This window comes from Mesorhizobium sp. CCNWLY176 (genome assembly GCF_037153935.1).
GTDB classification, from domain to species: Bacteria; Pseudomonadota; Alphaproteobacteria; order Rhizobiales; family Rhizobiaceae; genus Mesorhizobium_M; species Mesorhizobium_M zhangyense.
On record NZ_JBBBDZ010000010.1, the window covers coordinates 17,317 to 42,577 of the forward strand.

Consider the following 25,261-nt stretch of genomic DNA (forward strand, 5'->3'; position numbering starts at 1 on the left):
CCCGCCGGGTTTTTTCGTTTGCCGAACAACGGTTTGGAAAATCCGTTCGGCACTGCCCCAGGGTAAGCTTTGGCAGGACGGAAATACTTTGCCGGCATATGCGCCTTTTCTTATGTTCAGGATCGGTGTTAGCACCCGCAACAAAATATGCCCTGTCAGAAATTGTCGTTCTTTATCATGGGCTTACAGATGGTCGTCCACAGCTTGTTCACGAGAGCACCGGACGCCGGTGAACAATTAGCTGTCAAGGGAAATATTTAAATTATTTTCCCAGCGAGGGCCCAAATTCGTATGCGCCGGAAAAGGGATTGAATCGAAAGACTTTTGTCGATTCTCGCCCGTGGGCCGGGATACGAGTCAAGCGTTTCCCTGATCAGATTCGTTAAAAAAGGGTTAGATGCGGCCTTGCCCTGTCCACAGCGTTTTTTGTAATGTCGCTTCATCAAAAGGGACGGGCCAACGGCCTAAAAGACCTAGCTGGAAATCTGAGGATTTTGGCGCAGACGAGTGTCTGCGGACGCGTATGGTTTGTCCTTTTGGACGTGAATAGCGAGTGGGGTAAGGCAGATTAAAACTGTGGAATTGTGCTCTGGCGCGTGCGCCGGAAAGGTTTTGTTTTGCCGCTTTGATTAAAGCGGCGGTCGCAGTTAATTGCGGCCTGAGTGATTGAGTAGGCACGGTGCCAAGTGCGGTGGCAACGGTGTTTGAGTGTGTGGACTGCCTCAGAGGGGGGCGCGGAATTACGCGTTCTCGGCAGGCCGAGTGAGTATGGAAGACGAGGGATTATTAAAAATGCATAGCGGCATCGAGAAGGAAGCCAAATCTGGCCTCCTGTTTCCAGCAAATCTGATCGAGGGGAACGACATGGCGGCTTCAGGCGGCGCGGAGAAGGCATTCGACCGGGTCAAGGCACAACTGAAGGCACGCCTGGGAAGCGAAGTCTATTCGAGCTGGTTCGGCCGTATGAAGCTGACGGAGGCCTCCAAGGGCCTGGTGCGCATATCTGTGCCCACGGCCTTCCTGCGTTCCTGGATCAACAGCCACTATCTCGACCTCATTGCCGAGCTCTGGAAGCAGGAAGACCCTGAAATCCTGAAAATCGACATCGTCGTGCGCACGGCGACGCGGCTTGCCCCGATTTCCGACGAAATCGAGCAGTCGACGGCACGCAAGCCCGTCCGGCAGACGCACAGCGCCCTTTCGAATGGCACAACCGTCAGTGCACCCGGAATGGAACGCTCGGCATCGCCCCGTCCTCATACGGCCGACAGCGACTTCCGCCAGAGCGTGCTCGGCTCGCCGCTTGATGCGCGTTATACGTTCCAGTCCTTCATAGAGGGCCCGTCCAACCGCGTGGCGCTCGCGGCGTCGCGAGCGGTTGCTGAATCGACATCGCGCTTCAACCCGCTTTTCCTTCACGCCACCGTTGGTCTCGGCAAGACGCATCTTTTGCAGGCGATTGCGGCCGAGTCGCTGAAGCAGAACCCGAAATCCCGCGTGGTCTATCTCACCGCCGAATATTTCATGTGGCGCTTCGCAACCGCGATCCGTGACAACAACGCCCTGACCCTCAAGGAGCAGTTGCGCGACATCGACCTGCTCATCATCGACGACATGCAGTTCCTGCAGGGCAAGTCGATCCAGCATGAATTCTGCCACCTGATCAACATGCTGCTGGACAGCGCCAAACAGGTGGTCGTTGCCGCCGACCGGCCGCCGGCAGAACTGGAATCGCTCGAGCCGCGCGTTCGCTCGCGCCTCAATGGCGGTGTGGCGCTCGAAATGTCGGCGCCCGACTACGGCATGCGGCTCGGCATGCTTCAGTCGCGGCTGGCCAGCGCCAAGACAGACGATGCGAACCTGCATATCGACGAAGAAGTTCTCTCCCACGTCGCCCGCACCGTCACCGGCAGCGGCCGCGAACTGGAAGGCGCCTTCAACCAGCTGCTTTTCCGTCAATCCTTCGAACCGCAGATCAGCATCGAGCGTATCGATGAAATTCTCGGTCATATCTACCGCTCGGGCGAGCCGAAACGGGTGCGCATCGAAGACATCCAGAGGATCGTCGCGCGCCACTACAACGTCTCGAAGACCGAGCTTCTGTCGAACCGCCGCACCCGCACCATCGTCAAGCCGCGCCAGATCGCCATGTATCTGGCAAAGGTGATGACACCGCGCTCGCTGCCGGAAATCGGACGGCGTTTCGGCGGACGTGACCACACCACCGTTCTGCATGCAGTGCGCAAGATCGAGGATCTCTCCGGCGGCGACAACACGCTGGCGCAGGAACTCGAATTGCTCCGCCGGCTCATTACCGACCAGGCCTGAACAGGACAAATTGGCCGCTTTGCACAGGCGGCCACCTGTCGCAGCAAGGTTATCCCCAAAAAGCCCGCGGAACTGCTTTTGAGCAGCGTCGCGGGCTTGCCTTTCGCGACTTTTTCCTGTCAGTTTGACCGAAATCCGGCCCTGTTGGGACTTTCGCGGGAATCCGAGCCCGGAATTCCGTTTCTTCATTCAAGCGAGCTTGTTTCGTCATGCGTGTTATCCTGGAACGCTCAAACCTCCTGAAGTCTCTCAACCACGTTCACCGCGTGGTGGAACGGCGCAACACGATACCGATTCTGTCGAACGTGTTGTTGAGCGCCGACGGGGCGAGCCTTGAAATGAAGGCGACCGATCTGGATCTCGAGGTGACCGAAGCCACCGCGGCAAAGGTCGAGCAAGCCGGCGCAACGACGGTTCCGGCGCATCTTCTCTATGATATCGTGCGCAAATTGCCGGATGGCGCAGAAGTGATGCTGAAGACCGACGAAGACGGCAATGCCATGTCCGTGGTCTCCGGGCGATCGAGCTTCCGCCTGCAATGCCTGCCGCAGTCGGACTTCCCCGAACTCTCGGCCGGCTCGTTCTCGCATATCTTCCGCCTCGAATCGGCGGCCATGAAGGGCCTGATCGAGAAGACCCAGTTCGCCATCTCCACCGAGGAGACGCGCTACTATCTCAACGGCATTTACTTCCACGCCATCGAATCGGCCGGAAAGCTGAAGCTGCGCTCCGTCGCGACCGACGGCCACCGTCTCGCGCGCGCCGAAATGGACGCGCCGGCGGGCTCGGAGGGCATGCCGGGCATCATCATCCCGCGCAAGACCGTCAGTGAATTGCAGAAGCTGGTCGACGACCCGGACGTTGCCGTGACCACCGAACTTTCCGACACGAAGATCCGCTTCACCATCGGCAGCGTCGTCCTGACCTCCAAGCTGATCGACGGAACCTTTCCGGACTACCAGCGCGTCATTCCGACCGGCAACGACAAGAAGCTGGTCATCGACCGCGAAAGCTTTGCCCGCGCGGTCGACCGCGTCTCGACGATCTCGTCCGAACGCGGACGCGCCGTAAAGCTCTCGATCTCGGAAGGCCAGGTAACGCTCGCCGTCAACAACCCGGATTCGGGTAGCGCCACCGAGGAACTCGCCGCCGATTATTCGTCGGACCCGATCGAGATCGGCTTCAATGCAAAGTACCTTCTCGATGTGGCGGCCCAGCTTTCAGGCAGCGAAGCGAGATTCATGCTGGCCGATGCCGGTTCGCCAACGCTTATCCACGATATGTCGGACGAGGATGCGCTCTACGTGCTCATGCCGATGCGTGTCTAGGCGCGCGACGGCTGGAACTGCGTCGACAGGCAGGTAGACGGATTTGGCGTCGACCCACATAAGTAAGCTAACGCTTACCAATTTCCGCAATTACGCCGGGCTTTCGCTCGACTTGCAGCCGGGCGCAGTTGTTTTCACTGGCGACAACGGTGCCGGCAAAACCAATCTTCTCGAAGCCATTTCCTTCCTGACGCCCGGCAGGGGCCTGCGCCGCGCGCCTTATGGCGACGTTGCCCGCGAAGGCAGCGACAGCGGCTTTACGGTCCATGCCCGTGTCGAGGGCGAGAATGGCGAAGCCGAAATCGGTACCGGGACAGCTGGCAGCGACGCCCCCGGCGAAGCGGGCCGGCGCGTGCGCATCAATGGCGCCAATGCCAAATCAGCCGAGGACATGCTCGAATGGCTGCGCGTGATCTGGCTGACGCCGGCCATGGACGCGCTGTTCACCGGCCCCGCTGGAGACCGCCGCCGCTTCCTCGACCGTCTCGTTCTGGCAATCGATGCCAGCCATGGCCAGCGCGCGCTGGACTACGAAAAGGCGATGCGCGGCCGCAACCGGCTTCTGGCCGAAGAATCGCGCGACCGCGGCTGGTTCGAGGCAATCGAGACGCAGATGGCCGAAACCGGCGTGGCGATTGCCGCCGCGCGTGCCGAGATGGTGCGCCTGCTGGCCGCGATGATCGAGAAGCTGCCAGCGACCGGGCCTTTTCCGCAGGCCGACATCAGCCTTGCCGGCACGCTGGAAAATCAGATCGGCCTGCAGCCTGCCGTTGAGATCGAGGAAAATTTTCGCCGCATGCTGGCCGAGGGCCGCGAGCGTGATCGTGCCGCCGGCCGCACCCTGGAAGGGCCGCATCGCAGCGACCTGATCGTCAGCCACCGGCCAAAAGCGATGCCGGCGGAACTCTGCTCGACCGGCGAGCAGAAGGCGCTTCTGGTCGGCATCATTATTTCGCATGCAAGGCTTTGCGGAGAGATGTCCGGCACGGTGCCGATCCTGCTGCTGGACGAGATCGCCGCGCATCTGGACGCCGGACGGCGGGCAGCACTGTTTGCGATCCTTGAGGAACTGGACTGCCAGGCTTTCATGACCGGCACGGAAGCCGCGCTGTTTTCGAGCCTGCGCGGCAAAGCGCAATTCCTGACCGTCGACCATGGCTCGGTGCGCCCTACGGAAGACGCCTGACAAGCAGATTGCCGGCCGGTATGATCACCTCATGAACGTTTCCAGCCCGCCCCCACTTAACGACGAAGAACTCGAACGCTACGCGCGCCATATCGTGCTGCCGGAGATCGGCGGCGCGGGCCAGCAGAAGCTGAAGCGCGCGCGCGTGCTGGTCATCGGTGCCGGCGGGCTCGGCGCACCCGTGCTGCAATACCTGGCGGCTGCCGGCGTCGGCACGCTCGGCATTGTCGATGACGACACGGTATCGCTCTCCAACCTCCAGCGTCAGGTGATCCATGATACCGGCGCGATCGGCATGTCGAAGCTGGAAAGTGCGAAGGCGTCACTCCATCGCATCAATCCGAACGTTAGTGTGGAATTACATAATCTTCGCTTGAGCGAAGGAAACGCGCCGGATCTTATTGCCAGCTACGATATGGTCGCGGACGGGTCCGACAATTTCGAGACGCGCTATGCCGTCGCCGACGCCTGCGCTGCGACAGGCCGGTCGCTGGTGCATGCCGCTGTCGGGCGGTTCGACGGCTCTATCACCGTGTTGAAACCCTTCGAGACCAACGCAAAGGGCGTCCAAAACCCGAGTTACCGCGACCTGTTTCCCGAAGCGCCGCCGGCGGGACTGGTGCCGTCCTGCGCCGAGGCCGGCATCGTCGGCGCGCTGACAGGCGTGATCGGCACGCTGCAGGCGATGGAGGTGATCAAGCTCATCACCGGGATAGGCGAGCCGCTTGTTGGACGGCTGTTGCTTTACGACGCATTGGCCGCGCGCTTCGACACGATGCGCTACAAGAGGCCTGCATGAGCGGGTTTGCGAATGAGTTGACCATCGAGCTGATCCAAGAGGATTTTCAGGACTGGGACGGCCTTCTGGCGCTTATCCTGAACGCCTTCGCCTATATGAACGACGTCATCGACCCGCCCTCTTCCGCCTTGGCGCTGACGCCGGAAAGCCTGCGCGCGAAGGCGGCGCAGGAAACGGTCTTTCTCGCCACCGATGGTGAGCGGTTGCTAGGCTGCATCTTCGTGGCGGAGAAGGCGGATCACTTTTATGTCGGCAAGCTCGCGGTCGATCCGGCCGCGCAGGGCAAGGGCATCGGCCGGCGATTGCTCGGCGCTGCCGAGCAGCACGCCCGGAAGCACGGCAAGCCCGCGATCGAATTGCAGACGCGCATTGAGCTGACCGGCAACCACAAAGCCTTTCAGCGGCTGGGATTTCAGGAAACCGAACGCACGGCCCATCCCGGTTACAATCGGCCAACTTCCCTGACTATGCGGAAGGCACTGGCTTGAGCCTCCAACTCTCTGACGCGGAGCGAAAAATTGCCGCCGGCAGCGACGGCCAGGCCATGGCGATGCGCATCGTCATCGACAGCGCCCGTTTGCTCGGCGCCCCGCGCCTTATCCCCGTAGCCTCGGCCCACATCGACGGCGCGCTCTATCATGGCGATTCCGGCACGCTTTTCGCGGAAAAGCTCGTCGAAGGTGGTGCAAAAGTGGCCGTTCGCTCGACTCTGAATGTCGGCGCGCTCGACCTGATGGGCTGTTCACGGGTGCGGCTGGAGGAGCCCGCGCGTGGCATGGCGCGGCGCATGATGGACGCCTATCGCAAGCTCGGCTGCGAGCAGAGCTGGACCTGCGCACCCTATCAGGCCGGCCACCGGCCGGCTCTCGGCTCCGACGTCGCCTGGGGCGAGTCCAACGCAGTCGTGTTCTGCAATTCCGTGCTGGGTGCGCGCACGAACCGCTATGGCGATTTCCTCGACATCGCCTGCGCCATCACCGGGCGAGCGCCGGATTACGGCCTGCACCGGCCGGAAAACCGGCGAGCGACGCTCGTGTTCGACGTGTCCGCCCTGCCCGCCGCCTTCCTCACCTCCGAAATCGCCTGGCCGGTTCTCGGCAGCCTTTACGGACGCGAAGTGGGAAACGCCGTCGGGGTCGTGACGGGTATATCGAAGCATCCCGGCGAGGATGCGCTAAAGGCCTTTGGTGCCGCAGCTGCATCGTCTGGCGCGGTCGGGTTGTTTCACATCGCCGGTGTGACGCCGGAAGCGCCAGATCTGGCGGCAGTCCTCGGCGGCGAGGTGCCGGAAACGACGATCAATGTAACGCCGCAGATGGCCTTCGATACCCAGCGGCGGCTATCGACCGCGGAAGCAGCAAGCTCGATCGACGCCGTCGCCATCGGCAGCCCTCATTTATCCCTGTCCGAATTCGATGCATTGGAGAGGCTGGTTGGCGGACGCCGTTTAAAAATTCCGGTCTACGCCTGCACCGGGCGGCATGTTCTTTCCGAACTGGAAAAGACCGGTCAACGCAAGGCGCTGGAAGCTTGCGGCGTGGTCGTCGTCGCCGATACCTGCGTGGTCGTGACGCCGATACTGCCGGACTTGCGGGACGGCGTCCTGATGACCAATTCGGGAAAGTTTGCGCAGTATGCGCCGGGCAATACCGGCTATGCCGTGCTTTACGGCTCGCTTGCGGACTGCGTCGAAAGCGCTGTTATAGGTAAGCCAATACTTACGGAAATCGCATCGTGAGTGCGCTGCAATGCGAAATTCTCGTTGCGGGCAGTGCCAGCAAAGGCGAGGCGCTGGTTTTGACCGCGCCGATCTCATTCTGGGGCGGCGTCGACCCGAAAACGGGGAAGATTGCGGATGTCCGTCATCCGCAGCATGGAGAGACTATTTCCGGCAAAGTGCTTTGCCTGCCCGGAACGATCGGCTCATCGTCAGCCTCTGCGGTGCTTATGGAACTCGTTCACAATGGCCACGCCCCGGCGGCACTGGTTCTTCACGAACCTGATGCGATCCTGCTTCTCGGCTTGATCGTCGCCTGCGAAATGGGCTGGCAGACGCCGATTGCGGTGAAACTTGACCGGGAAGGCTTCACCGTTTTCGCCAATCGCTTTGTCGAAATTTCCGAAGAAGGGGCGATCACTACGCTACCCTGAAGCCGTTCAAACCCGGTTCGGCAGTACCCGGTCCGGCGGGCGATGGCCGTCGATGAAGGTTCTTATATTGATGATGACCTTCTCGCCCATGTCGATGCGGCCTTCTATCGTCGCGGAACCCATATGGGGCAGGATGACGACCTTGCCCTTGGCGGCGAGCTTGACCAGCTTGGGATTGACCGCCGGCTCATGCTCGAAGACGTCGAGGCCGGCGCCCGCCAGCTTGCCGTCCTGCAGCAACTTGACCAATGCGTCCTCGTCGATCAGGTCGCCGCGCGCCGTGTTGACGAGGTAGGCCGTGGGCTGCAGTAGCGCGAGGCGGCGCGCCGAAAGAAGATGGAAGGTCGCCGGCGTCGAAGGGCAGTTGACCGAGATGATGTCCATGCGGGCAAGCATCTGGTCAAGGCTTTCCCAATAGGTCGCCTCCAACTCGTCCTCGACGCTTTTCAGCACGTGGTTGCGGTTGTGATAGTGGATCGACAGGCCGAAGGCCTTGGCCCGGCGCGCCACGGCGGTGCCGATTCGCCCCATGCCGACGATGCCGAGACGCTTGCCCCAGATGCGGCGGCCCAGCATCCAGGTCGGCGACCAGCCGGCCCATTTTGTCCCGCCTTCCAGAACATTGGCGCCCTCGGCAAGACGCCGCGGCACCGCCAGCATCAGCGCCATCGTCATGTCGGCGGTGTCTTCTGTCAGCACATTGGGCGTGTTGGTGACGGTGATTCCCTTCCGGCTGGCCGCCGCCACGTCGATCTTGTCGACGCCGTTGCCGAAATTGGCGATCAGCTTGAGCTTTTCGCCAGCCTGCTCGATAAGCGCGGCATCGATTCGATCCGTCACGGTCGGCACCAGGACATCCGCCTCTTTCACCGCGGCGACCAGTTCCGGCTGGCTCATCGGGCGGTCTTCGAGGTTCAGCCGCGCGTCGAAAAGCTCGCGCATGCGGGTTTCCACCTGATCCGGAAGCTTGCGCGTGATCACCACGAGGGGCTTCTTTTTAGCGGCCATTGTTTCCTCGAATCCGGATCCTGTTGAGACCTCTTTAACCAAGACGAGCGAAACTGAAAACCAGTCTTGGCGAGACTGACTGTGTATCAAGCAGTCTCGTCGAAGACAAAGAAAAAGGGCGCGGCCGCCATGAGTAAGGCGCCGCAGAGCTTGCAAAGGAATGGCAGTGTTTGGGTTCGTGTCGCTTCGTATGTCGTTTGGTGCAGCCGTGCTCGGCCTCGCCCTCGTCTCGACGGGGGCCTTGATAACGGCTGGCCGGGCAGCCGCACCCGGCCAGGAGATCACCAGGGGGCCGAGCGGCTTGCCTTTGCCGCGATTCGTCAGCCTCAAGTCGGGCAAGGTCAATTCGCGCATCGGACCAGGCCTGAATTATGGCGTGGACTGGCTCTATATGAAGCCGGGCCTGCCGATGGAGATCATCCAGGAATACGACACATGGCGCCGGGTGCGCGATGCCGAGGGCTCGGAAGGCTGGATCAACCAGTCGCTGCTGTCCGGCCGGCGCACGGCGATTGCCGCACCATGGCAGCGCGGCAAGGATGCCAAGATCTCACTGATGGCCAAGCCGGACAACGAGGCGCGAGCGGTCGCCATCATCGAGCCGGGCGTGGTCGGAACGATCAAGTCGTGCAACGGCGACTGGTGCGAAATGACCTTCGACGGCCACACCGGCTGGATCAACCAGACGCAGGTCTGGGGGGCCTATCCGGGCGAGCAGGTCAAGGATTAGGTTTTGTCTCGGCCTATGCGGCCGAGATGCGTATCCTGGAACCCGGTCGAGAGCTTCAGTCCATAGCCAAGAGCGCGATCTATCGCGATATGGGCGATCCAGATGAATGCGATCTGCACCACCAAGGCGTCACCGATTATGTAGAGGCCGACCGCCAGCATCACCAAGGGCCAGATCAGGACATGCAGCATGTTGTAGGCGAAGGCGCCGACGCGCGGCCCGGCCAGATAGCCCAGCATCGCAAGATCAGGCGCCAGAATCAGCAGCACAAAGAGCGGCCACGAGCCGCCGGCAAATGCATAGGCCGCTATCGCTCCAACAGCGACGACAATCCATTCAAGCCTGACAATGAGGTCAACGGGCCGCAACGAGCCCATGTGCGGCTCAGCCGCCCCGCTTCGGACGAAGGCGAACGACGATGTCGACGTTGGCGATTTCCATGCCTTCGGGCGGTTCGGGCAGGTTGAGCACCTTCACCGGACCGGATGCGATGTCGAAGACCTTGTTCTCACCTTCGATGAAGAAGTGATGATGGTCGGAGGTATTGGTGTCAAAATAGGTCTTTGCACCTTCGACAGCCAGAATGCGGAGCAGGCCGGCCTCGGTGAACTGATGAAGAGCGTTGTAGACGGTTGCCAGCGACACCGGCACGCCGGCTGCAACGGCTTCTTCGTGCAGTTCCTCAGCCGAGAGATGACGGTCGCCCTTGGCGAAAAGCAGATTGGCGAGCGCGACACGCTGCCGCGTCGGGCGCAGGCCCGCTTCGCGCACACGTTCATCGACTGCAATCTTGTTCGGGACGGTCAAATCCATCAATCCGCCAAATCCAATTCATCTCATTACGAAATTCACCACACGATTTTCGCGTGATAAAAGCCATACGTTCCTTGACATATATTCTGTCGGGGCAAACCGATCAATAGGCGCACATTGACCCAGGGAGACCGGCAGGCTAATCGCAAACGGCGGTTTCCGAGCGGAAACAGACTGTGTTAGTGAACTAGGACAAAGCGGAGCGGAAGCTCCCGGAAGTCATACAGGGACGAGATTTCATGGCGGTTGCAAAATCCAGCTACGAATATGAGGAACTGCTCGCCTGCGCTCGCGGTGAACTGTTCGGGCCAGGAAACGCGCAGCTGCCGGCGCCGCCGATGCTGATGTTCGACCGGATCACCGAAATTTCCGAAACCGGCGGCGAGTTCGACAAGGGCTTTGTGCGCGCCGAACTCGATATCAAGCCGGACCTCTGGTTCTTCCCCTGCCACTTCATCGGCAATCCCGTCATGCCGGGCTGCCTCGGCCTCGATGCCATGTGGCAGTTGACCGGCTTCTTCCTGGGCTGGCTCGGCGAACCCGGCAAGGGCATGGCGCTGTCCACCGGCGAGGTCAAGTTCAAGGGCATGGTGACGCCGAAGGTCAAAAAGGTCGAATACGGCATCGATTTCAAGCGTGTCATGCGCGGCCGGCTGGTGCTCGGCACGGCCGATGGCTGGCTAAAGGCCGACGGTGAGACTATCTACAGGGCAACGGACCTGCGGGTCGGTCTCGCCAAGCAGGAAGCAGCCTGACCGCGGGCACGCAGTCACGAAGGAGTACTTATGAGACGCGTCGTTGTCACGGGCCTTGGAATCGTATCGTCCATCGGAAACAATGCGCAGGAGGTCCAGGCCTCGCTGCATGATGCCAAATCCGGCATCAGTTTCTCCGATTCTTTCGCCGAACACGGTTTCCGCTGCCAGGTCTGGGGTGCGCCGACGCTCGACACCACCGAACTGGTCGACCGTCGCGCCGCGCGCTTCCTGTCGCAGGGCGGCATGTGGAATCACGTCGCCATGAAGCAGGCGATTGCCGACAGCGGCCTCGAAGAGACCGACATCTCCGGCAACCCACGCACCGGCATCATCATGGGCTCAGGCGGTCCTTCGACGAAAACCATCGTCGAAGCGTCGGAAATCACGCTGAAAAACAACAGCCCGAAGCGCATCGGACCGTTCGCCGTGCCAAAGGCCATGTCCTCGACCGCTTCGGCGACGCTCGCGACCTGGTTCAAGATTCACGGCGTCAACTATTCGATCTCGTCGGCCTGCTCGACTTCGGCGCATTGCATCGGCAACGCCGCCGAGATGATCCAGTGGGGCAAGCAGGACGTCATGTTCGCCGGCGGCCACGAGGATCTCGACTGGACCATGTCGAACCTGTTCGACGCGATGGGCGCAATGTCTTCCAAGTTCAACGATCGCGCATCCGTTGCCTCGCGCGCCTATGACGTGAACCGTGACGGCTTCGTCATTGCCGGCGGTGCCGGCGTGCTCGTTCTCGAAGAGCTGGAGCACGCAAAGGCTCGCGGCGCCAAGATTTACTGCGAACTGGTCGGCTACGGCGCGACTTCCGACGGCTACGACATGGTCGCCCCGTCCGGCGAGGGCGCAATACGCTGCATGAAGCAGGCCCTGGCGACGGTTTCGGATTCGGTCGACTATATCAACACGCATGGCACGTCGACGCCGGTCGGCGATTCCAAGGAGATGGGCGCCATCCGCGAGGCGTTCGGCGACAATATACCGAACATCACCTCGACCAAGTCGCTCACCGGCCACTCGCTGGGGGCTGCGGGCGTGCAGGAATCGATCTATTCGATCCTGATGATGCAGGGCGGTTTCATCGGCGAGAGCGCCCATATCGAAGAACTCGACCCGGAATTCGAAGGCATGCCGATCGTGCGCAAGCGCATCGACAACGCCAAGATCGACACGGTGCTGTCGAACTCGTTCGGCTTCGGCGGCACGAACGCCACGCTCGTTTTCCAGCGTCACAACGGCTAAGGATATTCTTCCGATGGAAGGTTTGATGAAGGGCAAGCGCGGCCTCGTCATGGGCGTCGCCAACGATCACTCTATTGCCTGGGGCATAGCCAAGCAGCTTTCCGCCCATGGCGCGGAGATGGCTTTCACCTATCAGGGCGAGGCCTTCGGCCGCCGCGTGAAGCCGTTAGCCGAGAAGCTCAATGCCTCACTGGTGCTGCCTTGCGATGTCGAGGACAGCGCATCCATTGCGGCGGTTTTCGAGACACTCGGCAGCGAATGGGGCGGCATCGACTTCATCGTGCACGCCATCGGTTTTTCCGACAAGAACGAGCTGAAGGGTCTCTACGCCAACACGACCCGTGAGAACTTCGTCCGGACAATGGTGATCTCCTGCTATTCCTTCACCGAAGTGGCGCGCCATGCCGCCGGCCTGATGAAGGAAGGCGGATCGATGATCACGCTGACCTACGCAGGCTCGACCCGCGTCATGCCGAACTACAACGTCATGGGCGTCGCCAAGGCCGGGCTCGAGGCCAGTGTGCGCTATCTCGCCGACGACTACGGGCCGCGCGGCATCCGCGTGAATGCGATTTCGGCCGGCCCCGTTCGCACGCTTGCCGGCGCCGGCATTGCCGATGCGCGACACATGTTCTCTTACCAGCAGCGCAATTCGCCGCTGCGCCGCACGGTCACCATCGACGAGGTCGGCGGGTCGGCTCTGTATCTCCTCTCGGACCTGTCATCGGGTGTCACCGGCGAAATCCACTATGTCGACTCCGGCTACCACATCGTCTCGATGCCGACGCTCGAGGAATTGAAGCAGTCGGATGGCAGCGAATAATTCCGCTTTCCTGTAAAATTAAACAGTTTAAGCGAAACCGATTTTAAGGGGATGTGTGCGAAAAGGTCCCGTAAGTTAGGGACTTAGTGCATGCCAGCGGCCACAGATCCAAACCGCAGCCCGGTTTTCCGGTTGATTACCATTGCCGCTTCCGGCATGGGCAGCTTCATGCTGGGCATATGGGGCCTGAAATTCGGGTTCGGCGACGGCCTCGCCGGCATGAATGCTGAAATGGTCATGGCCATCATCGCGGCCCTCTGCGCACTGGCCGCCGCGGGATCGGCGATGTCCTTCTATGCCGGCGTCGATGAATCGGCCAGCTACGTCTATAATGAAACGCAATTCGACAAGCTGACCGGCCTGCACGCCCGCACCGCCATGATGAGCAGGATCGGCGAAGCGGCGTCTTCCACGGTGAAGAGCGGAAAGCCGGTCTTCCTCATCGATATCGACATCGATCGTTTCAAGCAGATCAACGATTCGATCGGCTACAGCCAGGGTGACGAGCTTATCAAGCGCTTCACCGAGCGATTGAAGACCAATCTTCCGCGCGGCGTGGTGATCGGCAGGATCGGTGCCGGCGAATTCGCGATCCTCTATCCGGACCGCCCCGACGTGATGTCGGTGGAAAAGCTGGTCGAGATGCTGATCGACCGGCTGATGGAGCCGTATCACCTGAAGACGCATCTCCAGTCGATCAATCTGTCGGTCGGCATCGTTGCCATGCCGAAGGACGGCCTGGACCCGGCTGTCATCCTGCGCCGGTCAAACCTTGCCCTCCAGCATTCTCGCGCCAGCGGCATCGGCAGCTGGTCGGTGTTCCACCCGGATATGGGCCTCGTGGCAGACCATCGCCAATGGGTAGAGGCCGAACTTCAGATCGCGTTCGACCGCGGCGACTTCGATCTCCACTACCAACCGCAACTCGACCTTCCGACCGGGCGCATCGTCGGCTACGAAGCGCTTATCCGCTGGAAACATCCCGAGCGTGGGATGATCCCGCCGATGGAATTCATCCCCATCGCCGAAGAGACGGGCATGATCGTCCCGATCGGCGAATGGGTTCTGCGCAGAGCCTGCAGCGACGCAAGGCATCTCCCAGACGACTGCTTCGTTGCGGTAAACATCTCGCCGGTCCAGTTCATGACCAAGGATTTCGTCGGCACCGTCCAGGCCGCGATGGACAGCACCGGGATCAGGCCGAAGCGGCTTGAACTTGAAGTCACCGAAACGGCGATGATGCAGGACCGCGACCGCGCCGGCGTCATCCTCAAGCAGCTTTCCGAGATGGGCATTTCCGTTGCCGTCGATGATTTCGGCACCGGCTATTCCAATCTCAGCTACCTCATGGACTTCCCCTTCGACAAGCTGAAGATCGATCGTTCCTTCGTCAGCCGCATCGATACGGAAAACAGCTCGGGCGCGGTCGTTTCGACGATCGTGGGACTATCCCGCGCGCTCGGCGTGCGCACCATCGCCGAAGGCGTGGAAACCGAGAGCCAGGCAACGCTTCTGCGTGCCGCCGGTTGCGAGGTCGTTCAGGGATATCTGTTCGGACGCCCGGCACCCCTAAGGATCGTCGGCGGTGGCAAGCTCGGTGTCGTCAGCGAGCGGCACGTCGCATAAAGCGGTACGGTCTCATCGCCTTCAACGTCGCGCGCCAAGCACCTTGAACATCCCGGTACGGCAGATTTCTTCCTGCGCCGAGAAAGCTTCCGACAGCGTCTTTTCATAGGGAAGCTGCCGGTTGGCGACCATCACCAGCCGTCCGCCCGGCTTCAGCGCGGCAGCGGCAGCGCGGATCATGCCCTGTCCGATATCCGGTTCAGCCGTCCGCCGTTGATGAAAAGGCGGGTTCATGACGATCAGGTCGTAGCGATGGGCCACCTGCTCAGCAGAGAGGTCGTGCCAGAAGAAACGCGGCACGAGGGAGGCGGTGGCCACCACATTGCGCCTGGCGGCTTCGAGCGAGGCAAAATCCGCCTCATAAAGGTCAAGCGTCGATATCTTGGCATAGTGGGCTGCAAGCTCGGCCGCGATGTAACCCCAACCGGCGCAGAAATCGGCAACGGCGCCTGTGATCTTTTTGGGCAGATTCTCGACCAGCAGCCTCGATCCCGCATCGATCTCGCCTGCCGAAAACATGCCGGGCGCGGTATGGAAGCGTCCGTCCACGATCGTTTCGCCATTGCCCGCGCGCAGCAATTCGATTGCCTGCGCCACATTCGACGGTCGGCGGAACCAGAACGCCACGCCATGGTGCTTCGGGGCATGTCCGTCAATCGCAACCATTTCGTCCAGCCGCTTGCGCAGGCTGGCGATGCCATCGTCCTTGCTGCCGGCGACCACGATCAGCCCGTCTGTGCGAACCCGTTGAAGCGCATCGGCAATCAGCAATTCATTGGCACCGCGATGACGGCCGCACAGCACCAGCGCAGCATCGAAGTTTTCGCCCTCGGCACGCGGCGAAACGGCATAGCCACCCGCCTCCAGACCCCGGACATAGGGGCGAAATCCCTGCACCATCGATAGATCGGCATCAAAGTCTTCGGGCCGTTGAAATCCCGGCTCGGCCCCGAGAAACAACACCTTTTCGCCCTTGCCCGGCGCTGCAAGCAGTTCCGCTTCGAAGGGATGAAAAAGGGTCTTCAGTGCGTCTCGGGACATGGCCTGCCTTGATATCGTGAGCTGGGCGTCAGAGGCAAAAGAAAACGGGCGCAACCTTGCGGCGCGCCCGTTTCATTTAATTATTCGCGTCGATCAGGCGGCGTTTTCTTCGCCGTCAGCCTTCTTGTCACGCGCGATTTCCTTGCCGGTCTCCTGGTCGACGACCTTCATCGACAGGCGAACCTTGCCGCGCTCGTCAAAGCCCATGAGCTTGACGAAGACCTTCTGGCCTTCCTTGACGACGTCCGACGTCTTGGCGACGCGGTCGTTGGCAAGCTGCGAGATGTGAACCAGGCCGTCCTTGGGACCGAAGAAGTTCACGAAAGCGCCGAAATCGGCGGTCTTGACGACCGTGCCTTCGTAGATCTCGCCGACTTCCGGCTCGGCCACGATGGTGTGGATCCATTTCTTGGCCGCCTCGATCTCCTTGGCGTTCGACGAAGCGATCTTCACCGTGCCGTCGTCCTCGATGTTGATCTTGGCGCCGGTCTTTTCGACGATCTCGCGGATGACCTTGCCGCCGGAACCGATGACGTCACGGATCTTGTCGGTCGGGATGTGCATCACTTCGATGCGTGGCGCGAACTCGCCGAGTTCCGAACGGCCTTCGGTGATGGCCTTGGACATCTCGTTCAGGATATGCAGGCGGCCGTCCTTGGCCTGGCCGAGAGCGACCTTCATGATCTCTTCGGTGATGCCGTCGATCTTGATGTCCATCTGCAGCGCGGTGATGCCGCCCTGCGTGCCGGCCACCTTGAAATCCATGTCGCCGAGGTGATCCTCGTCGCCAAGAATGTCGGACAGAACGGCGAAGCGCTCGCCTTCCTTGATCAGGCCCATGGCAATGCCGGCAACCGGCTTGGCCAGCGGAACGCCGGCATCCATCAGCGCCAGCGAGGTACCGCAAACGGTCGCCATCGAGGACGAACCGTTGGACTCGGTGATTTCCGAGACGACGCGCAGCGTGTAGGGGAACTGCTCGGCAGCCGGCAGCATCGGGCGAATGGCGCGCCATGCGAGCTTGCCATGGCCGATTTCGCGGCGGCCGGGCGAACCCATGCGGCCGGTTTCACCAACCGAATAGGGCGGGAAGTTGTAATGGAGAAGGAACTTCTCCTTGTACATGCCGGTCAGCGAGTCGACATACTGCTCGTCCTCACCAGTGCCGAGCGTCGCAACCACGATAGCCTGGGTCTCGCCGCGGGTGAACAGCGACGAACCATGGGTGCGCGGCAGGATGCCGACTTCCGACACGATCTGGCGAACGGTCGAGAGATCACGGCCATCGATGCGCGAGCCGGTGTCGAGAATGTTCCAGCGCACGATCTTGGCCTGGAGTTCCTTGAACACGGTCGCGACCTTGTCGGAAGAATACTTCGCTTCCTCGCCCTCGGCCGGTGCGAATGCAGCCTTGACCTTGGCCTTGACGGCGTCGACCGCGGCGTAACGAGCCTGCTTGTCGGTGATCTTGTAGGCGTCGCGCAGTTCGCCTTCGACGATCTTCAGCATTTCGGCTTCGAGATCAGCATAGCTCGGCGAGGTGAAATCGCGCGGGTCCTTGGCGGCAACTTCAGCGAGCTTGATGATCGCGTCGATGACCGGCTGGAAGCCCTTGTGACCGAACATGACGGCGCCGAGCATGATGTCCTCGGGCAGTTCCTTGGCTTCGGACTCGACCATGAGGACGGCGTCGCCGGTGCCGGCAACGACGAGGTCGAGAAGCGATTCAGGCATCTCGTCGACATGCGGGTTGAGCTTGTACTCGCCGTTGATGTAGCCGACGCGTGCGCCGCCGATCGGGCCCATGAAGGGCACGCCCGAGAGCGTCAAGGCAGCAGACGTGGCGACGATCGACAGGATGTCCGGATCGTTTTCGAGATCGTGCTGGACGACGGTGACGACGACCTGCGTGTCGTTCTTGTAGCCGTCAGCGAAGAGCGGGCGGATCGGGCGGTCGATGAGGCGGGAAACCAGCGTTTCCTTCTCGCTCGGACGGCCTTCACGCTTGAAATAGCCGCCCGGGATCTTGCCGGCGGCATAGGTCTTTTCCTGGTAGTTGACGGTCAGCGGGAAGAAGTCGAAGCCCGGCTTCGGCTCTTTCGCGGAGACGACGGTGGCCAGCACCATGGTCTCGCCATAGGTGGCGAGCACTGCGCCGTCAGCCTGACGGGCGATCTTGCCGGTTTCGAGGATGAGCGGGCGTCCTGCCCACTCGATTTCCACGCGGTGTTGTTTGAACATGTCTTGTCCTTCAAATGCGGAAAGGCGGCGCAATGCATGCGCGCAGCGTTTCCTGGCTTGTTTCAGACGAGCCACGGGCAAGACAACGGGAGGTCTGGATTAGCGGCGTTCGACAACGCCCCAGGCATCCTGCAATCCTGCCCCATGACTGGTCCCATGGGTGGTCTCGGCGCTGCCCTCTGCTGCAGCCGAAACCCTGCTTTGGCATCTGATCTGCCGGACAGGCGCAAGGCCCTCGGCATCTGGATGCATGGACCTGCAGTGGGCAGGCCCGAATAAGAAGACCGGCGGACTTTCAGGACGAAAATCCGCCGGTCAGGAGTTTAGCGACGCAGGCCGAGCTTCTCGATCAGCGTCTGGTAGCGGGCCTCATCCTTGCCCTTGAGATAATCAAGGAGGCTGCGGCGCTGCGAAACCAGGGCCAGAAGACCACGGCGGGAATGGTTATCCTTCTTGTGGTCCTTGAAGTGCTCGGTCAGGTTCTTGATCCGCTCCGAGAGGATCGCTACCTGGACTTCCGGCGAACCGGTGTCACCCTTGGCGGTAGCGAATTCGGAAAGCAATTCGGTCTTGCGTTCAGCAGTAATCGACATCGTGTTTTTCCTTTCAATTTGAGGAAACGGGACGCCCACGGCCGGGATGTCGTCCAGCGGGGGCCAAGTACACATGCGCAATCTTGCGCGATGCTGCGGCGCATATAGTGCAAAAAGCCGATAAAGGCCATAGCGAATCGAAAACCGGCAAAAAGTCAGCGTTTTAACCCGCAAAGACCCGCTTTGGCTTGAACATGCCCGCCTCGATCGCACCGATCGCCACCAGCTTCCCACGCGCGGTGGCGCAGGCTTCCTCGGCTTCCACGGGTGCATCGCGGCCGCGAATGATGACCGGATTGCCGAGCCTTATCTTGGCAGCCGCATCGTCGGTGATCGCCACCTGCGGCAGGCATTCTAATGCTGCGCCGGTATCGACGATATAGGCGTCGATGGCATCGTAGCTTAACACCACCTCTTCCCCTTCTTCCGCCTTCGGCACCGCGGCCTCCAGCTGTTCCAGCGTGACAAGATCCTCGGCGGTGAAAGGATCGACCTCGGTGCGCCTCAGCGTCGAGATGTGGCCGAAGCATTCGAGATCGCGGCCCATGTCGCGGGCCAGCGAGCGGACATAAGTGCCCTTGCCGCATTCGATTTCGAAAACCGAATTGCCTTCCGGCGTGGTTTCGATGAGTTCCAGCCGTCCGATTTCGATTTCGCGGGCGGGAATGTCGACGATTTCGCCTTCTCGCGCCAGGTCATAGGCGCGCTCGCCGGCGATCTTGATCGCGGAAAACTGCGGCGGTATCTGCATGATGACGCCGGTGTATTTAGGCAGCAGCGCCAGGATTTCGGCTTCGGAAGGGCGTTTTTCCGATGTCTTCGTCACCGGGCCTTCGAGATCGTCGGTCGAGCGCTCCTCGCCCCAGGCAACGGTGAAGCGGTAGACCTTGGCGCCGTCCTGCACGTAAGGCACCGTCTTGGTCGCTTCGCCCAGCGCTATCGGCAGCATGCCGGAAGCGAGCGGGTCGAGCGTGCCGGCATGGCCGGCCTTCTCGGCCTGGAACAGCCACTTGATCTTGGAGACGGCGTCGGTCGAGCCCATGCCGATCGGCTTGTCGAACACCAGCCAGCCGGAAATCGGCCGGCCTTTCTTCTTGCCCCTGCGCCCCACTATTCCTGCTCCTTGTCGTCGTCGGCTTCCAGATCCCGCACGACTACCGGCGATTTCAGGAGTTCATTGATCTTGGCGAAATTGTCGTAGCTCGTGTCCAGCCGGAAGCGGAATTCCGGCATGTATTTCATCTGCCGCAACGCCGACGAAACACGTCCACGAATGAACCGCGCATGCTTGTTGAGCGTCTCGATCACCGCCGCGTCGTCGCGCGCGCCGAGCGGAGAGACGAAAGCCGTCGCGATCTTCAGATCGGGCGACATGCGCACTTCCGAGATCGATATCACCGTCGTCTCGATGACGGGATCCAGTATCTCGCCACGCTGCAGCATCTCGGACAGGGCATGGCGCACCTGTTCGCCGACGCGAAGCTGGCGCTGGGAGGGGCCTGAAGAAGGGGAACGGGGCATATCTGTGCAATCCTGAAATCATGGAGAGCGGGGTCAAACCGCAGCCGCATATTTCATGCTGGCGGACGGCGGCGCTTCACGCCACCGTCCGGTAAGGGCCTTTAATCTGCTCGAACGCCTTACAGCGTCCTCGTCACCATCTCGACGCGGAAGCACTCGATGATGTCGCCCTGGCGCATGTCTTCGTAGTTCTGGAAGGCCATGCCGCATTCCTGGCCGACCGGAACCTCGGACACTTCGTCCTTGAAGCGCTTCAGCGTCTTCAGCGTGCCTTCGTGGATGACGACGTCGTCGCGGATCAGGCGTACGCCGGCACCACGTTCGACCTTGCCTTCGGTGACACGGCAACCGGCAACCTTGCCGGTCTTGGTGATGTTGAAGACTTCCAGGATTTCGGCATTGCCGATGAAGGTTTCGCGGCGTTCCGGCGACAGCAGGCCAGACATCGCGGCCTTAACATCATCCACGAGATTGTAGATGATGTTGTAGTAGCGGATGTCGATACCGGCCTGCTCGGCGGCCTGACGGGCCTGCGGGTTGGCACGTACGTTGAAGCCGATCATGGCAGCACCTGACGTTTCGGCGAGCGACACGTCGCTTTCCGTGATGCCGCCGGCACCTGCATGAACGATGCGGGCACGGACCTCGTCGGTGCCGAGCTTGTCGAGCGCTGCGATGATCGCCTCGACGGAACCCTGCACGTCGGCCTTGATGACCAGCGGGAACTCCTTGAGACCGCTGGACTGCAACTGCGACATCATATGTTCGAGCGAGCCGCGCTGGCCGACGTGGCGGGCAGCGGCCTTGTCGCGTGCAAGACGCTGACGGTACTCGGTGATCTCGCGTGCCCGCGCCTCGTTGGTGACGACGGCAAAGCGGTCGCCCGCCTGCGGCGTACCCTGAAGACCCAGGATCTCGACCGGGGTCGCCGGCAGCGCTTCCTTCACGTGCTCGCCATGATCGTCGACGAGCGCGCGCACACGGCCCCACTCGTTGCCAGCCACGACGATGTCGCCGACCAGCAGCGTACCGGTCTGCACCAGAACGGTTGCCACCGAACCACGGCCCTTGTCGAGCTTGGCTTCGATGACGACGCCTTCGGCGGTACGGTTCGCGTTGGCCCTGAGGTCGAGCAATTCGGCCTGCAGCAGGATTGCTTCGAGCAGCTTGTCGAGATTGGTGCCCTTAGTCGCCGAAACCTCGACGTCCAGAACTTCACCGCCCATCGATTCCACGAAAACCTCGTGCTGCAGAAGCTGCGTGCGCACCTTCTGCGGATCGGCCGAGGGCTTGTCGATCTTGTTGATCGCCACGATGATCGGAACACCGGCAGCCTTGGCGTGGCTGATGGACTCGATCGTCTGCGGCATCACGCTGTCGTCGGCAGCAACCACCAGGATGGCAATATCGGTCGCCTGCGCACCGCGGGCACGCATCGCCGTGAAGGCGGCGTGGCCTGGCGTGTCGATGAAGGTGATCTTCTGACCATTCTTCTCGACCTGATAGGCGCCGATGTGCTGGGTGATGCCGCCGGCTTCGCCGGAGACCACATTTGCGTTGCGGATAGCATCGAGAAGCGAGGTCTTGCCGTGGTCGACGTGACCCATGATGGTGACGACCGGTGAACGCGGCTCCATGTCCTCGGGACGATCGGCAACGTCGAACAGGCCTTCTTCGATATCGGATTCAGCGACGCGGCGAACCGTGTGGCCGAATTCGACGGCAATGAGTTCGGCCGTATCGGCGTCGATAACGTCGCCCGGCTTCAGGATCTGGCCCTGCTTCATGAAGTACTTGACCACATCCACGGCCCGCTCGGACATACGCTGCGCGAGTTCCTGGATGGTGATGGTTTCAGGCAGCACCACTTCGCGCAGAACCTTCTCGCGCGGTTCCTGATGCATGGCGCGCTTGAACTTTTCCTGACGGCGGCGCATCGACGACAGCGAACGGCCGCGGCTGTCTTCGTCTGAGGTGGCGCTGCTCAGCGTCAGCTTGCCGCGACGGCGGTCCTCCTCGCCCTTGGTCTTTGCCGGGCGGGCGACTTCAGGCGTTACGATCCGCTTGATCGGAACGGCGCTGCGCGGGGAAGCCACGCTCTTGCTCTTGGCTTCCGGTTCGTCAGCCACCAGATCCGCGTGCTGAGGCGCACGGCGGCGCGCTTCTTCCTCGGCGCGGCGGCGGGCTTCGGCCTCTGTCTGGAGACGAGCCTCTTCCTCGGCCTGACGGCGGGCTGAGTCCTCACGCTCGCGACGACGGCGCTCTTCTTCTTCCTGGCGGCGCTTCGTGTCTTCCAGGGCGCGCTGGCGATCTTCGATCTCGCGAGCCTTGGAGCCTTCGAGCGCGCGGCGGCGCGCCTCCATCTCGCTGCTCGACAGCTCGTTGAGAACCATGCCGGAGCGCTCCGCCACCGGTGCGAGCCTGGGTGCTGGCGCAGCAGGTGGAGGTGTGGGTGCAGGTGCAGCAACGGGCTTCGGCGCTTCCTGCACCACCGGCGCCGCAACGACCGGTGTGGGCGCGGGTGCGGGTGCAACAGGAGCGGGCTTCGGCGTGAATACCGAGGCAGCCGTCGGCTCCGGCTTGTCGCCGGGCATCGAGAATTTGCGCTTCTTGGTTTCGACGACGACGGCCTTGGTGCGCCCGTGCGAGAAGTTCTGCCGCACGGTGCCCTGCTCCACGCCTGGGCGCTTCAGCGTCAAGGTCTTCTTCGTGTTGACGCTCAACGTGTTGTCGTCACCCGATTTCGTATCGCTCATTCCATATCCTCTGCGGCTTCATCTTCGTCAGCAATTGCCGCAAACATTGCCCGGTCATCCGGGGATCCGCCCCGGTATCGGTCAAGCGCAACCATGCGCTTCAGCACCGCTTTTCCCGCGTCTTCCGCGAGAACGGCAGCATGTATCACATTTGTGCCCCCTAATGCCAAACTCAAATCGGCTTCCGAAAAAAGTTTGTAGGCATAGATTTCGGGGCCGCCGGCATAGGCGGTGGCGCGGCGTGCCTGGGTAATCTTGCGAAGGCCGTCTTCCGATGCTTCCACTGCGTGAAGAACGAGAAGCGCCTTGCCGCTGCGCACCGCACTTTCGACCTTTGTCGCGCCGAGTGCAATGGCACCGGCTTTGCGGGCCAGTCCGAGGACACCAAGGACGGATTTTGCCAGAAGCATATCCACCATCGCGCCAAGATCAGGCGAAACGGTGACTTCCTTCTTGAAGGCGCGGGCAAAGCTGTTCTTTGCCGCAGCCTTGTCCACATGTAGGCGGTCGCCGGTCACCCAGCAACCACGCCCTGGAAGATTTCTTTTCAGATCGGGAACGACAGCAGAATCCGGCCCGACAACGAAACGGATCAGTTCATCCGGCTCGGCGGTCTTGCGCGTGACGATGCAGGTGCGATCGTTCATCTCTTCGTGGGTCAGGTCCCGTGCGATGCGTGTTCACCTCACGCACCAGCGGCTTCGGCAGGCGCTTCCTCAGCGACTGCTTCGTCCTCTGTGATCCAACCGGCCTTCAGGCGTGCAGCCAGGACCATCTGTTCAGCGTCGGTGCGCGAAATGGCGTAAGTGGCAAGAACGCCCGGGAAGAACTTGGTCTCGCCGTCCTTGCGTTCCTTCCAGCCGACGAGATCGTCGACTGCGTAACCGGCAAAATCCTCGACCGTCTTCACGCCGTCCTCGCCAAGCGTCACCAGCATTGCCGTGGTGATGCCCGGGATCTCGCGCAGTTCGTCCTCGACGCCGAGAGCGAGACGCTTGTCGTTATGCTCGGCTTCGATCTTCTCAAGATATTCACGCGCGCGGGTCTGGATCTCGCTGGCGGTGTCCTCGTCAAAGCCGTCTATCGAGGAAATCTCGTCGGCATCGACATAGGCTACTTCCTCAACACTGGTGAAGCCTTCGGAGGCCAGCACCTGGCCGACCATCTCGTCGACGTCCAGCGCTTCCATGAAGAGGTTCGAACGCTCGACGAATTCCTTCTGGCGGCGCTCGGATTCTTCCTGCTCGGTCAGGATGTCGATATCCCAGCCGGTGAGCTGCGAGGCCAGGCGAACGTTCTGGCCGCGGCGGCCGATGGCCAGCGAAAGCTGGTCGTCCGGCACCACGACTTCGATGCGCTCGGCGTCTTCGTCGAGAACGACCTTGGCAACTTCAGCCGGCTGCAAGGCGTTGACGATGAAGGAGGCTGCCGAAGGCGACCACGGAATGATGTCGATCTTCTCGCCCTGCAATTCGCCGACAACGGCCTGGACGCGCGAACCGCGCATACCGACGCATGCGCCGACCGGGTCGATCGACGAGTCACGCGAAATGACGGCGATCTTGGCGCGGGAACCCGGATCACGGGCGACCGACTTGATCTCGATGATGCCGTCGTAGATTTCCGGCACTTCCATGGTGAAGAGCTTGGCCATGAACTGCGGATGGGTACGCGACAGGAAAATCTGCGGGCCGCGCTGTTCGCGGCGCACGTCGTAGACGTAGGCGCGGACGCGGTCGCCATATTTGTAGTTTTCGCGGGGGATCAGCTCGTCGCGGCGGATGATCGCCTCGCCACGGCCGAGATCGACGATGACGTTGCCATATTCGACGCGCTTGACCGTGCCGTTGACGATCTCGCCGATGCGGTCCTTGTATTCGTCGAACTGACGATCACGCTCGGCCTCGCGCACCTTCTGGACGATGACCTGCTTGGCCGACTGTGCGGCGATGCGGCCGAAATCCATAGGCGGCAGCTGCTCGGCGATGAAGTCGCCGAGCTGCGCATCGGGATTGCGCTCGCGCGCCGAGGACAGTGCGATCTGGGTCGCGTAGTCGTCGACCTTTTCCACGACTTCCATCAGACGCTGCAGCTTCATCTCGCCGGTAGTCGGGTTGATGTCGGCGCGGATGTTGGTTTCCTGGCCGTAGCGCGACCGCGCGGCCTTCTGGATCGCGTCGGCCATTGCGGCGATCACGATTGATTTGTCGATCGACTTTTCACGCGCAACCGCATCGGCGATCTGCAGCAGTTCAAGCCTGTTCGCACTGACTACCATCTTCGTCTCCCTGAACAATGCCGGCGGGCC

Annotated in this window: 23 protein-coding genes; 12 read left to right on the forward strand and 11 right to left on the reverse strand. The window is 61.5% G+C overall.

Features of this window, described 5'->3' with window-relative positions; genetic code table 11:
- Window positions 1–792 precede the first annotated feature (792 nt).
- From dnaA to WBQ96_RS17205, 7 genes are all read left to right on the forward strand, one after another.
- Window positions 793–2,328 (forward strand): chromosomal replication initiator protein DnaA, encoded by a 1,536-nt coding sequence (gene dnaA / locus WBQ96_RS17175; protein WP_336552202.1) that lies wholly within the window; start codon window positions 793–795, stop codon window positions 2,326–2,328.
- A 209-nt stretch (window positions 2,329–2,537) separates the two neighbouring features.
- Window positions 2,538–3,656, forward strand: a complete 1,119-nt coding sequence (gene dnaN / locus WBQ96_RS17180) for a DNA polymerase III subunit beta (RefSeq protein WP_336552204.1) — start codon at window positions 2,538–2,540, stop codon at window positions 3,654–3,656.
- Between the two features lie 43 nt (window positions 3,657–3,699).
- Entirely contained in the window at window positions 3,700–4,842 is a 1,143-nt protein-coding gene (recF, locus tag WBQ96_RS17185) for a DNA replication/repair protein RecF (RefSeq protein WP_336552206.1), read from the forward strand.
- A gap of 31 nt (window positions 4,843–4,873) precedes the next feature.
- Complete coding sequence (locus tag WBQ96_RS17190) at window positions 4,874–5,641, forward strand: molybdopterin-synthase adenylyltransferase MoeB (protein ID WP_336552208.1); 768 nt, start codon at window positions 4,874–4,876, stop codon at window positions 5,639–5,641.
- Complete coding sequence (locus tag WBQ96_RS17195; RefSeq protein WP_336552210.1) at window positions 5,638–6,129, forward strand: GNAT family N-acetyltransferase; 492 nt, start codon at window positions 5,638–5,640, stop codon at window positions 6,127–6,129. The genes WBQ96_RS17190 and WBQ96_RS17195 overlap by 4 nt, the downstream gene beginning before the upstream one ends.
- Window positions 6,126–7,379, forward strand: a complete 1,254-nt coding sequence (locus tag WBQ96_RS17200; RefSeq protein ID WP_336552212.1) for an aconitase X catalytic domain-containing protein — start codon at window positions 6,126–6,128, stop codon at window positions 7,377–7,379. Before WBQ96_RS17195 ends, WBQ96_RS17200 begins: the two co-directional genes overlap by 4 nt.
- Window positions 7,376–7,792 (forward strand): aconitase X swivel domain-containing protein, encoded by a 417-nt coding sequence (locus WBQ96_RS17205; RefSeq protein WP_336552214.1) that lies wholly within the window; start codon window positions 7,376–7,378, stop codon window positions 7,790–7,792. Before WBQ96_RS17200 ends, WBQ96_RS17205 begins: the two co-directional genes overlap by 4 nt.
- A gap of 6 nt (window positions 7,793–7,798) precedes the next feature.
- Here the strand turns inward: WBQ96_RS17205 and WBQ96_RS17210 are convergent, their stop codons facing one another.
- The gene (locus tag WBQ96_RS17210; protein WP_336552216.1) at window positions 7,799–8,800 is read right to left on the reverse strand and encodes a 2-hydroxyacid dehydrogenase; all 1,002 of its coding nucleotides are present in this window, start codon (window positions 8,798–8,800) and stop codon (window positions 7,799–7,801) included.
- Window positions 8,801–8,966: 166 nt separating this feature from the next.
- On the opposite strand from WBQ96_RS17210, the gene WBQ96_RS17215 reads away from it, so the two are divergent.
- Window positions 8,967–9,530: an SH3 domain-containing protein gene (locus WBQ96_RS17215; RefSeq protein WP_336552514.1), complete on the forward strand. Its 564-nt coding sequence runs from the start codon at window positions 8,967–8,969 to the stop codon at window positions 9,528–9,530.
- Here WBQ96_RS17215 and WBQ96_RS17220 read toward each other — a convergent pair.
- Both WBQ96_RS17220 and irrA read right to left on the reverse strand, forming a co-directional pair.
- Window positions 9,527–9,898 (reverse strand): DUF4260 domain-containing protein, encoded by a 372-nt coding sequence (locus WBQ96_RS17220; RefSeq protein ID WP_336552515.1) that lies wholly within the window; start codon window positions 9,896–9,898, stop codon window positions 9,527–9,529. The two genes, WBQ96_RS17215 and WBQ96_RS17220, sit on opposite strands and share 4 nt — an antisense overlap.
- Window positions 9,899–9,914: 16 nt before the next feature.
- A complete protein-coding gene (irrA, locus tag WBQ96_RS17225; protein WP_091911198.1) occupies window positions 9,915–10,343 on the reverse strand; it encodes an iron response transcriptional regulator IrrA in 429 nt (142 codons plus the stop codon).
- A gap of 239 nt (window positions 10,344–10,582) precedes the next feature.
- Between irrA and fabA the strand changes: the two genes are divergently transcribed.
- From fabA to WBQ96_RS17245, 4 genes are all read left to right on the forward strand, one after another.
- Complete coding sequence (gene fabA, locus WBQ96_RS17230; protein WP_091911200.1) at window positions 10,583–11,098, forward strand: 3-hydroxyacyl-[acyl-carrier-protein] dehydratase FabA; 516 nt, start codon at window positions 10,583–10,585, stop codon at window positions 11,096–11,098.
- Window positions 11,099–11,128: 30 nt separating this feature from the next.
- Window positions 11,129–12,352: a beta-ketoacyl-ACP synthase I gene (gene fabB / locus WBQ96_RS17235; RefSeq protein WP_336552220.1), complete on the forward strand. Its 1,224-nt coding sequence runs from the start codon at window positions 11,129–11,131 to the stop codon at window positions 12,350–12,352.
- A 13-nt stretch (window positions 12,353–12,365) separates the two neighbouring features.
- Window positions 12,366–13,175 (forward strand): enoyl-ACP reductase FabI, encoded by an 810-nt coding sequence (fabI, locus tag WBQ96_RS17240; RefSeq protein ID WP_336552221.1) that lies wholly within the window; start codon window positions 12,366–12,368, stop codon window positions 13,173–13,175.
- A 90-nt stretch (window positions 13,176–13,265) separates the two neighbouring features.
- Window positions 13,266–14,801 (forward strand): putative bifunctional diguanylate cyclase/phosphodiesterase, encoded by a 1,536-nt coding sequence (locus tag WBQ96_RS17245; RefSeq protein ID WP_165118907.1) that lies wholly within the window; start codon window positions 13,266–13,268, stop codon window positions 14,799–14,801.
- Between the two features lie 21 nt (window positions 14,802–14,822).
- On the opposite strand, the gene WBQ96_RS17250 is transcribed toward WBQ96_RS17245, so the two are convergent.
- From WBQ96_RS17250 to nusA, 8 genes are all read right to left on the reverse strand, one after another.
- Entirely contained in the window at window positions 14,823–15,842 is a 1,020-nt protein-coding gene (locus WBQ96_RS17250; RefSeq protein WP_165118908.1) for a class I SAM-dependent methyltransferase, read from the reverse strand.
- A gap of 93 nt (window positions 15,843–15,935) precedes the next feature.
- Entirely contained in the window at window positions 15,936–18,083 is a 2,148-nt protein-coding gene (pnp, locus tag WBQ96_RS17255) for a polyribonucleotide nucleotidyltransferase (protein WP_336552224.1), read from the reverse strand.
- A gap of 323 nt (window positions 18,084–18,406) precedes the next feature.
- Window positions 18,407–18,676 (reverse strand): 30S ribosomal protein S15, encoded by a 270-nt coding sequence (rpsO, locus tag WBQ96_RS17260; RefSeq protein ID WP_091911211.1) that lies wholly within the window; start codon window positions 18,674–18,676, stop codon window positions 18,407–18,409.
- Between the two features lie 163 nt (window positions 18,677–18,839).
- The gene (gene truB, locus WBQ96_RS17265) at window positions 18,840–19,787 is read right to left on the reverse strand and encodes a tRNA pseudouridine(55) synthase TruB (protein WP_336552226.1); all 948 of its coding nucleotides are present in this window, start codon (window positions 19,785–19,787) and stop codon (window positions 18,840–18,842) included.
- The gene (gene rbfA, locus WBQ96_RS17270; RefSeq protein ID WP_336552228.1) at window positions 19,787–20,197 is read right to left on the reverse strand and encodes a 30S ribosome-binding factor RbfA; all 411 of its coding nucleotides are present in this window, start codon (window positions 20,195–20,197) and stop codon (window positions 19,787–19,789) included. Before rbfA ends, truB begins: the two co-directional genes overlap by 1 nt.
- Before the next feature lie 119 nt (window positions 20,198–20,316).
- Complete coding sequence (infB, locus tag WBQ96_RS17275) at window positions 20,317–22,953, reverse strand: translation initiation factor IF-2 (protein ID WP_336552230.1); 2,637 nt, start codon at window positions 22,951–22,953, stop codon at window positions 20,317–20,319.
- The gene (locus tag WBQ96_RS17280) at window positions 22,950–23,600 is read right to left on the reverse strand and encodes an RNA-binding protein (protein WP_091911220.1); all 651 of its coding nucleotides are present in this window, start codon (window positions 23,598–23,600) and stop codon (window positions 22,950–22,952) included. The genes infB and WBQ96_RS17280 overlap by 4 nt, the downstream gene beginning before the upstream one ends.
- 38 nt (window positions 23,601–23,638) lie before the next feature.
- Window positions 23,639–25,231, reverse strand: a complete 1,593-nt coding sequence (nusA, locus tag WBQ96_RS17285; RefSeq protein WP_165118915.1) for a transcription termination factor NusA — start codon at window positions 25,229–25,231, stop codon at window positions 23,639–23,641.
- Window positions 25,232–25,261: the final 30 nt, after the last annotated feature.

Bases quoted from the DNA above. Each gene is read 5' to 3' on its own strand.
- fabI (WP_336552221.1), top strand. From the start codon at position 12,366: ATGGAAGGTTTGATGAAGGGCAAGCGCGGCCTCGTCATGGGCGTCGCC.
- fabB (WP_336552220.1), top strand. From the start codon at position 11,129: ATGAGACGCGTCGTTGTCACGGGCCTTGGAATCGTATCGTCCATCGGA.
- pnp (WP_336552224.1), bottom strand. From the start codon at position 18,083: ATGTTCAAACAACACCGCGTGGAAATCGAGTGGGCAGGACGCCCGCTC.
- rpsO (WP_091911211.1), bottom strand. From the start codon at position 18,676: ATGTCGATTACTGCTGAACGCAAGACCGAATTGCTTTCCGAATTCGCT.
- WBQ96_RS17245 (WP_165118907.1), top strand. From the start codon at position 13,266: ATGCCAGCGGCCACAGATCCAAACCGCAGCCCGGTTTTCCGGTTGATT.
- dnaN (WP_336552204.1), top strand. From the start codon at position 2,538: ATGCGTGTTATCCTGGAACGCTCAAACCTCCTGAAGTCTCTCAACCAC.
- WBQ96_RS17195 (WP_336552210.1), top strand. From the start codon at position 5,638: ATGAGCGGGTTTGCGAATGAGTTGACCATCGAGCTGATCCAAGAGGAT.
- WBQ96_RS17250 (WP_165118908.1), bottom strand. From the start codon at position 15,842: ATGTCCCGAGACGCACTGAAGACCCTTTTTCATCCCTTCGAAGCGGAA.
- nusA (WP_165118915.1), bottom strand. From the start codon at position 25,231: ATGGTAGTCAGTGCGAACAGGCTTGAACTGCTGCAGATCGCCGATGCG.
- fabA (WP_091911200.1), top strand. From the start codon at position 10,583: ATGGCGGTTGCAAAATCCAGCTACGAATATGAGGAACTGCTCGCCTGC.
- WBQ96_RS17280 (WP_091911220.1), bottom strand. From the start codon at position 23,600: ATGAACGATCGCACCTGCATCGTCACGCGCAAGACCGCCGAGCCGGAT.
- rbfA (WP_336552228.1), bottom strand. From the start codon at position 20,197: ATGCCCCGTTCCCCTTCTTCAGGCCCCTCCCAGCGCCAGCTTCGCGTC.
- infB (WP_336552230.1), bottom strand. From the start codon at position 22,953: ATGAGCGATACGAAATCGGGTGACGACAACACGTTGAGCGTCAACACG.
- WBQ96_RS17210 (WP_336552216.1), bottom strand. From the start codon at position 8,800: ATGGCCGCTAAAAAGAAGCCCCTCGTGGTGATCACGCGCAAGCTTCCG.
- WBQ96_RS17190 (WP_336552208.1), top strand. From the start codon at position 4,874: ATGAACGTTTCCAGCCCGCCCCCACTTAACGACGAAGAACTCGAACGC.
- irrA (WP_091911198.1), bottom strand. From the start codon at position 10,343: ATGGATTTGACCGTCCCGAACAAGATTGCAGTCGATGAACGTGTGCGC.
- dnaA (WP_336552202.1), top strand. From the start codon at position 793: ATGCATAGCGGCATCGAGAAGGAAGCCAAATCTGGCCTCCTGTTTCCA.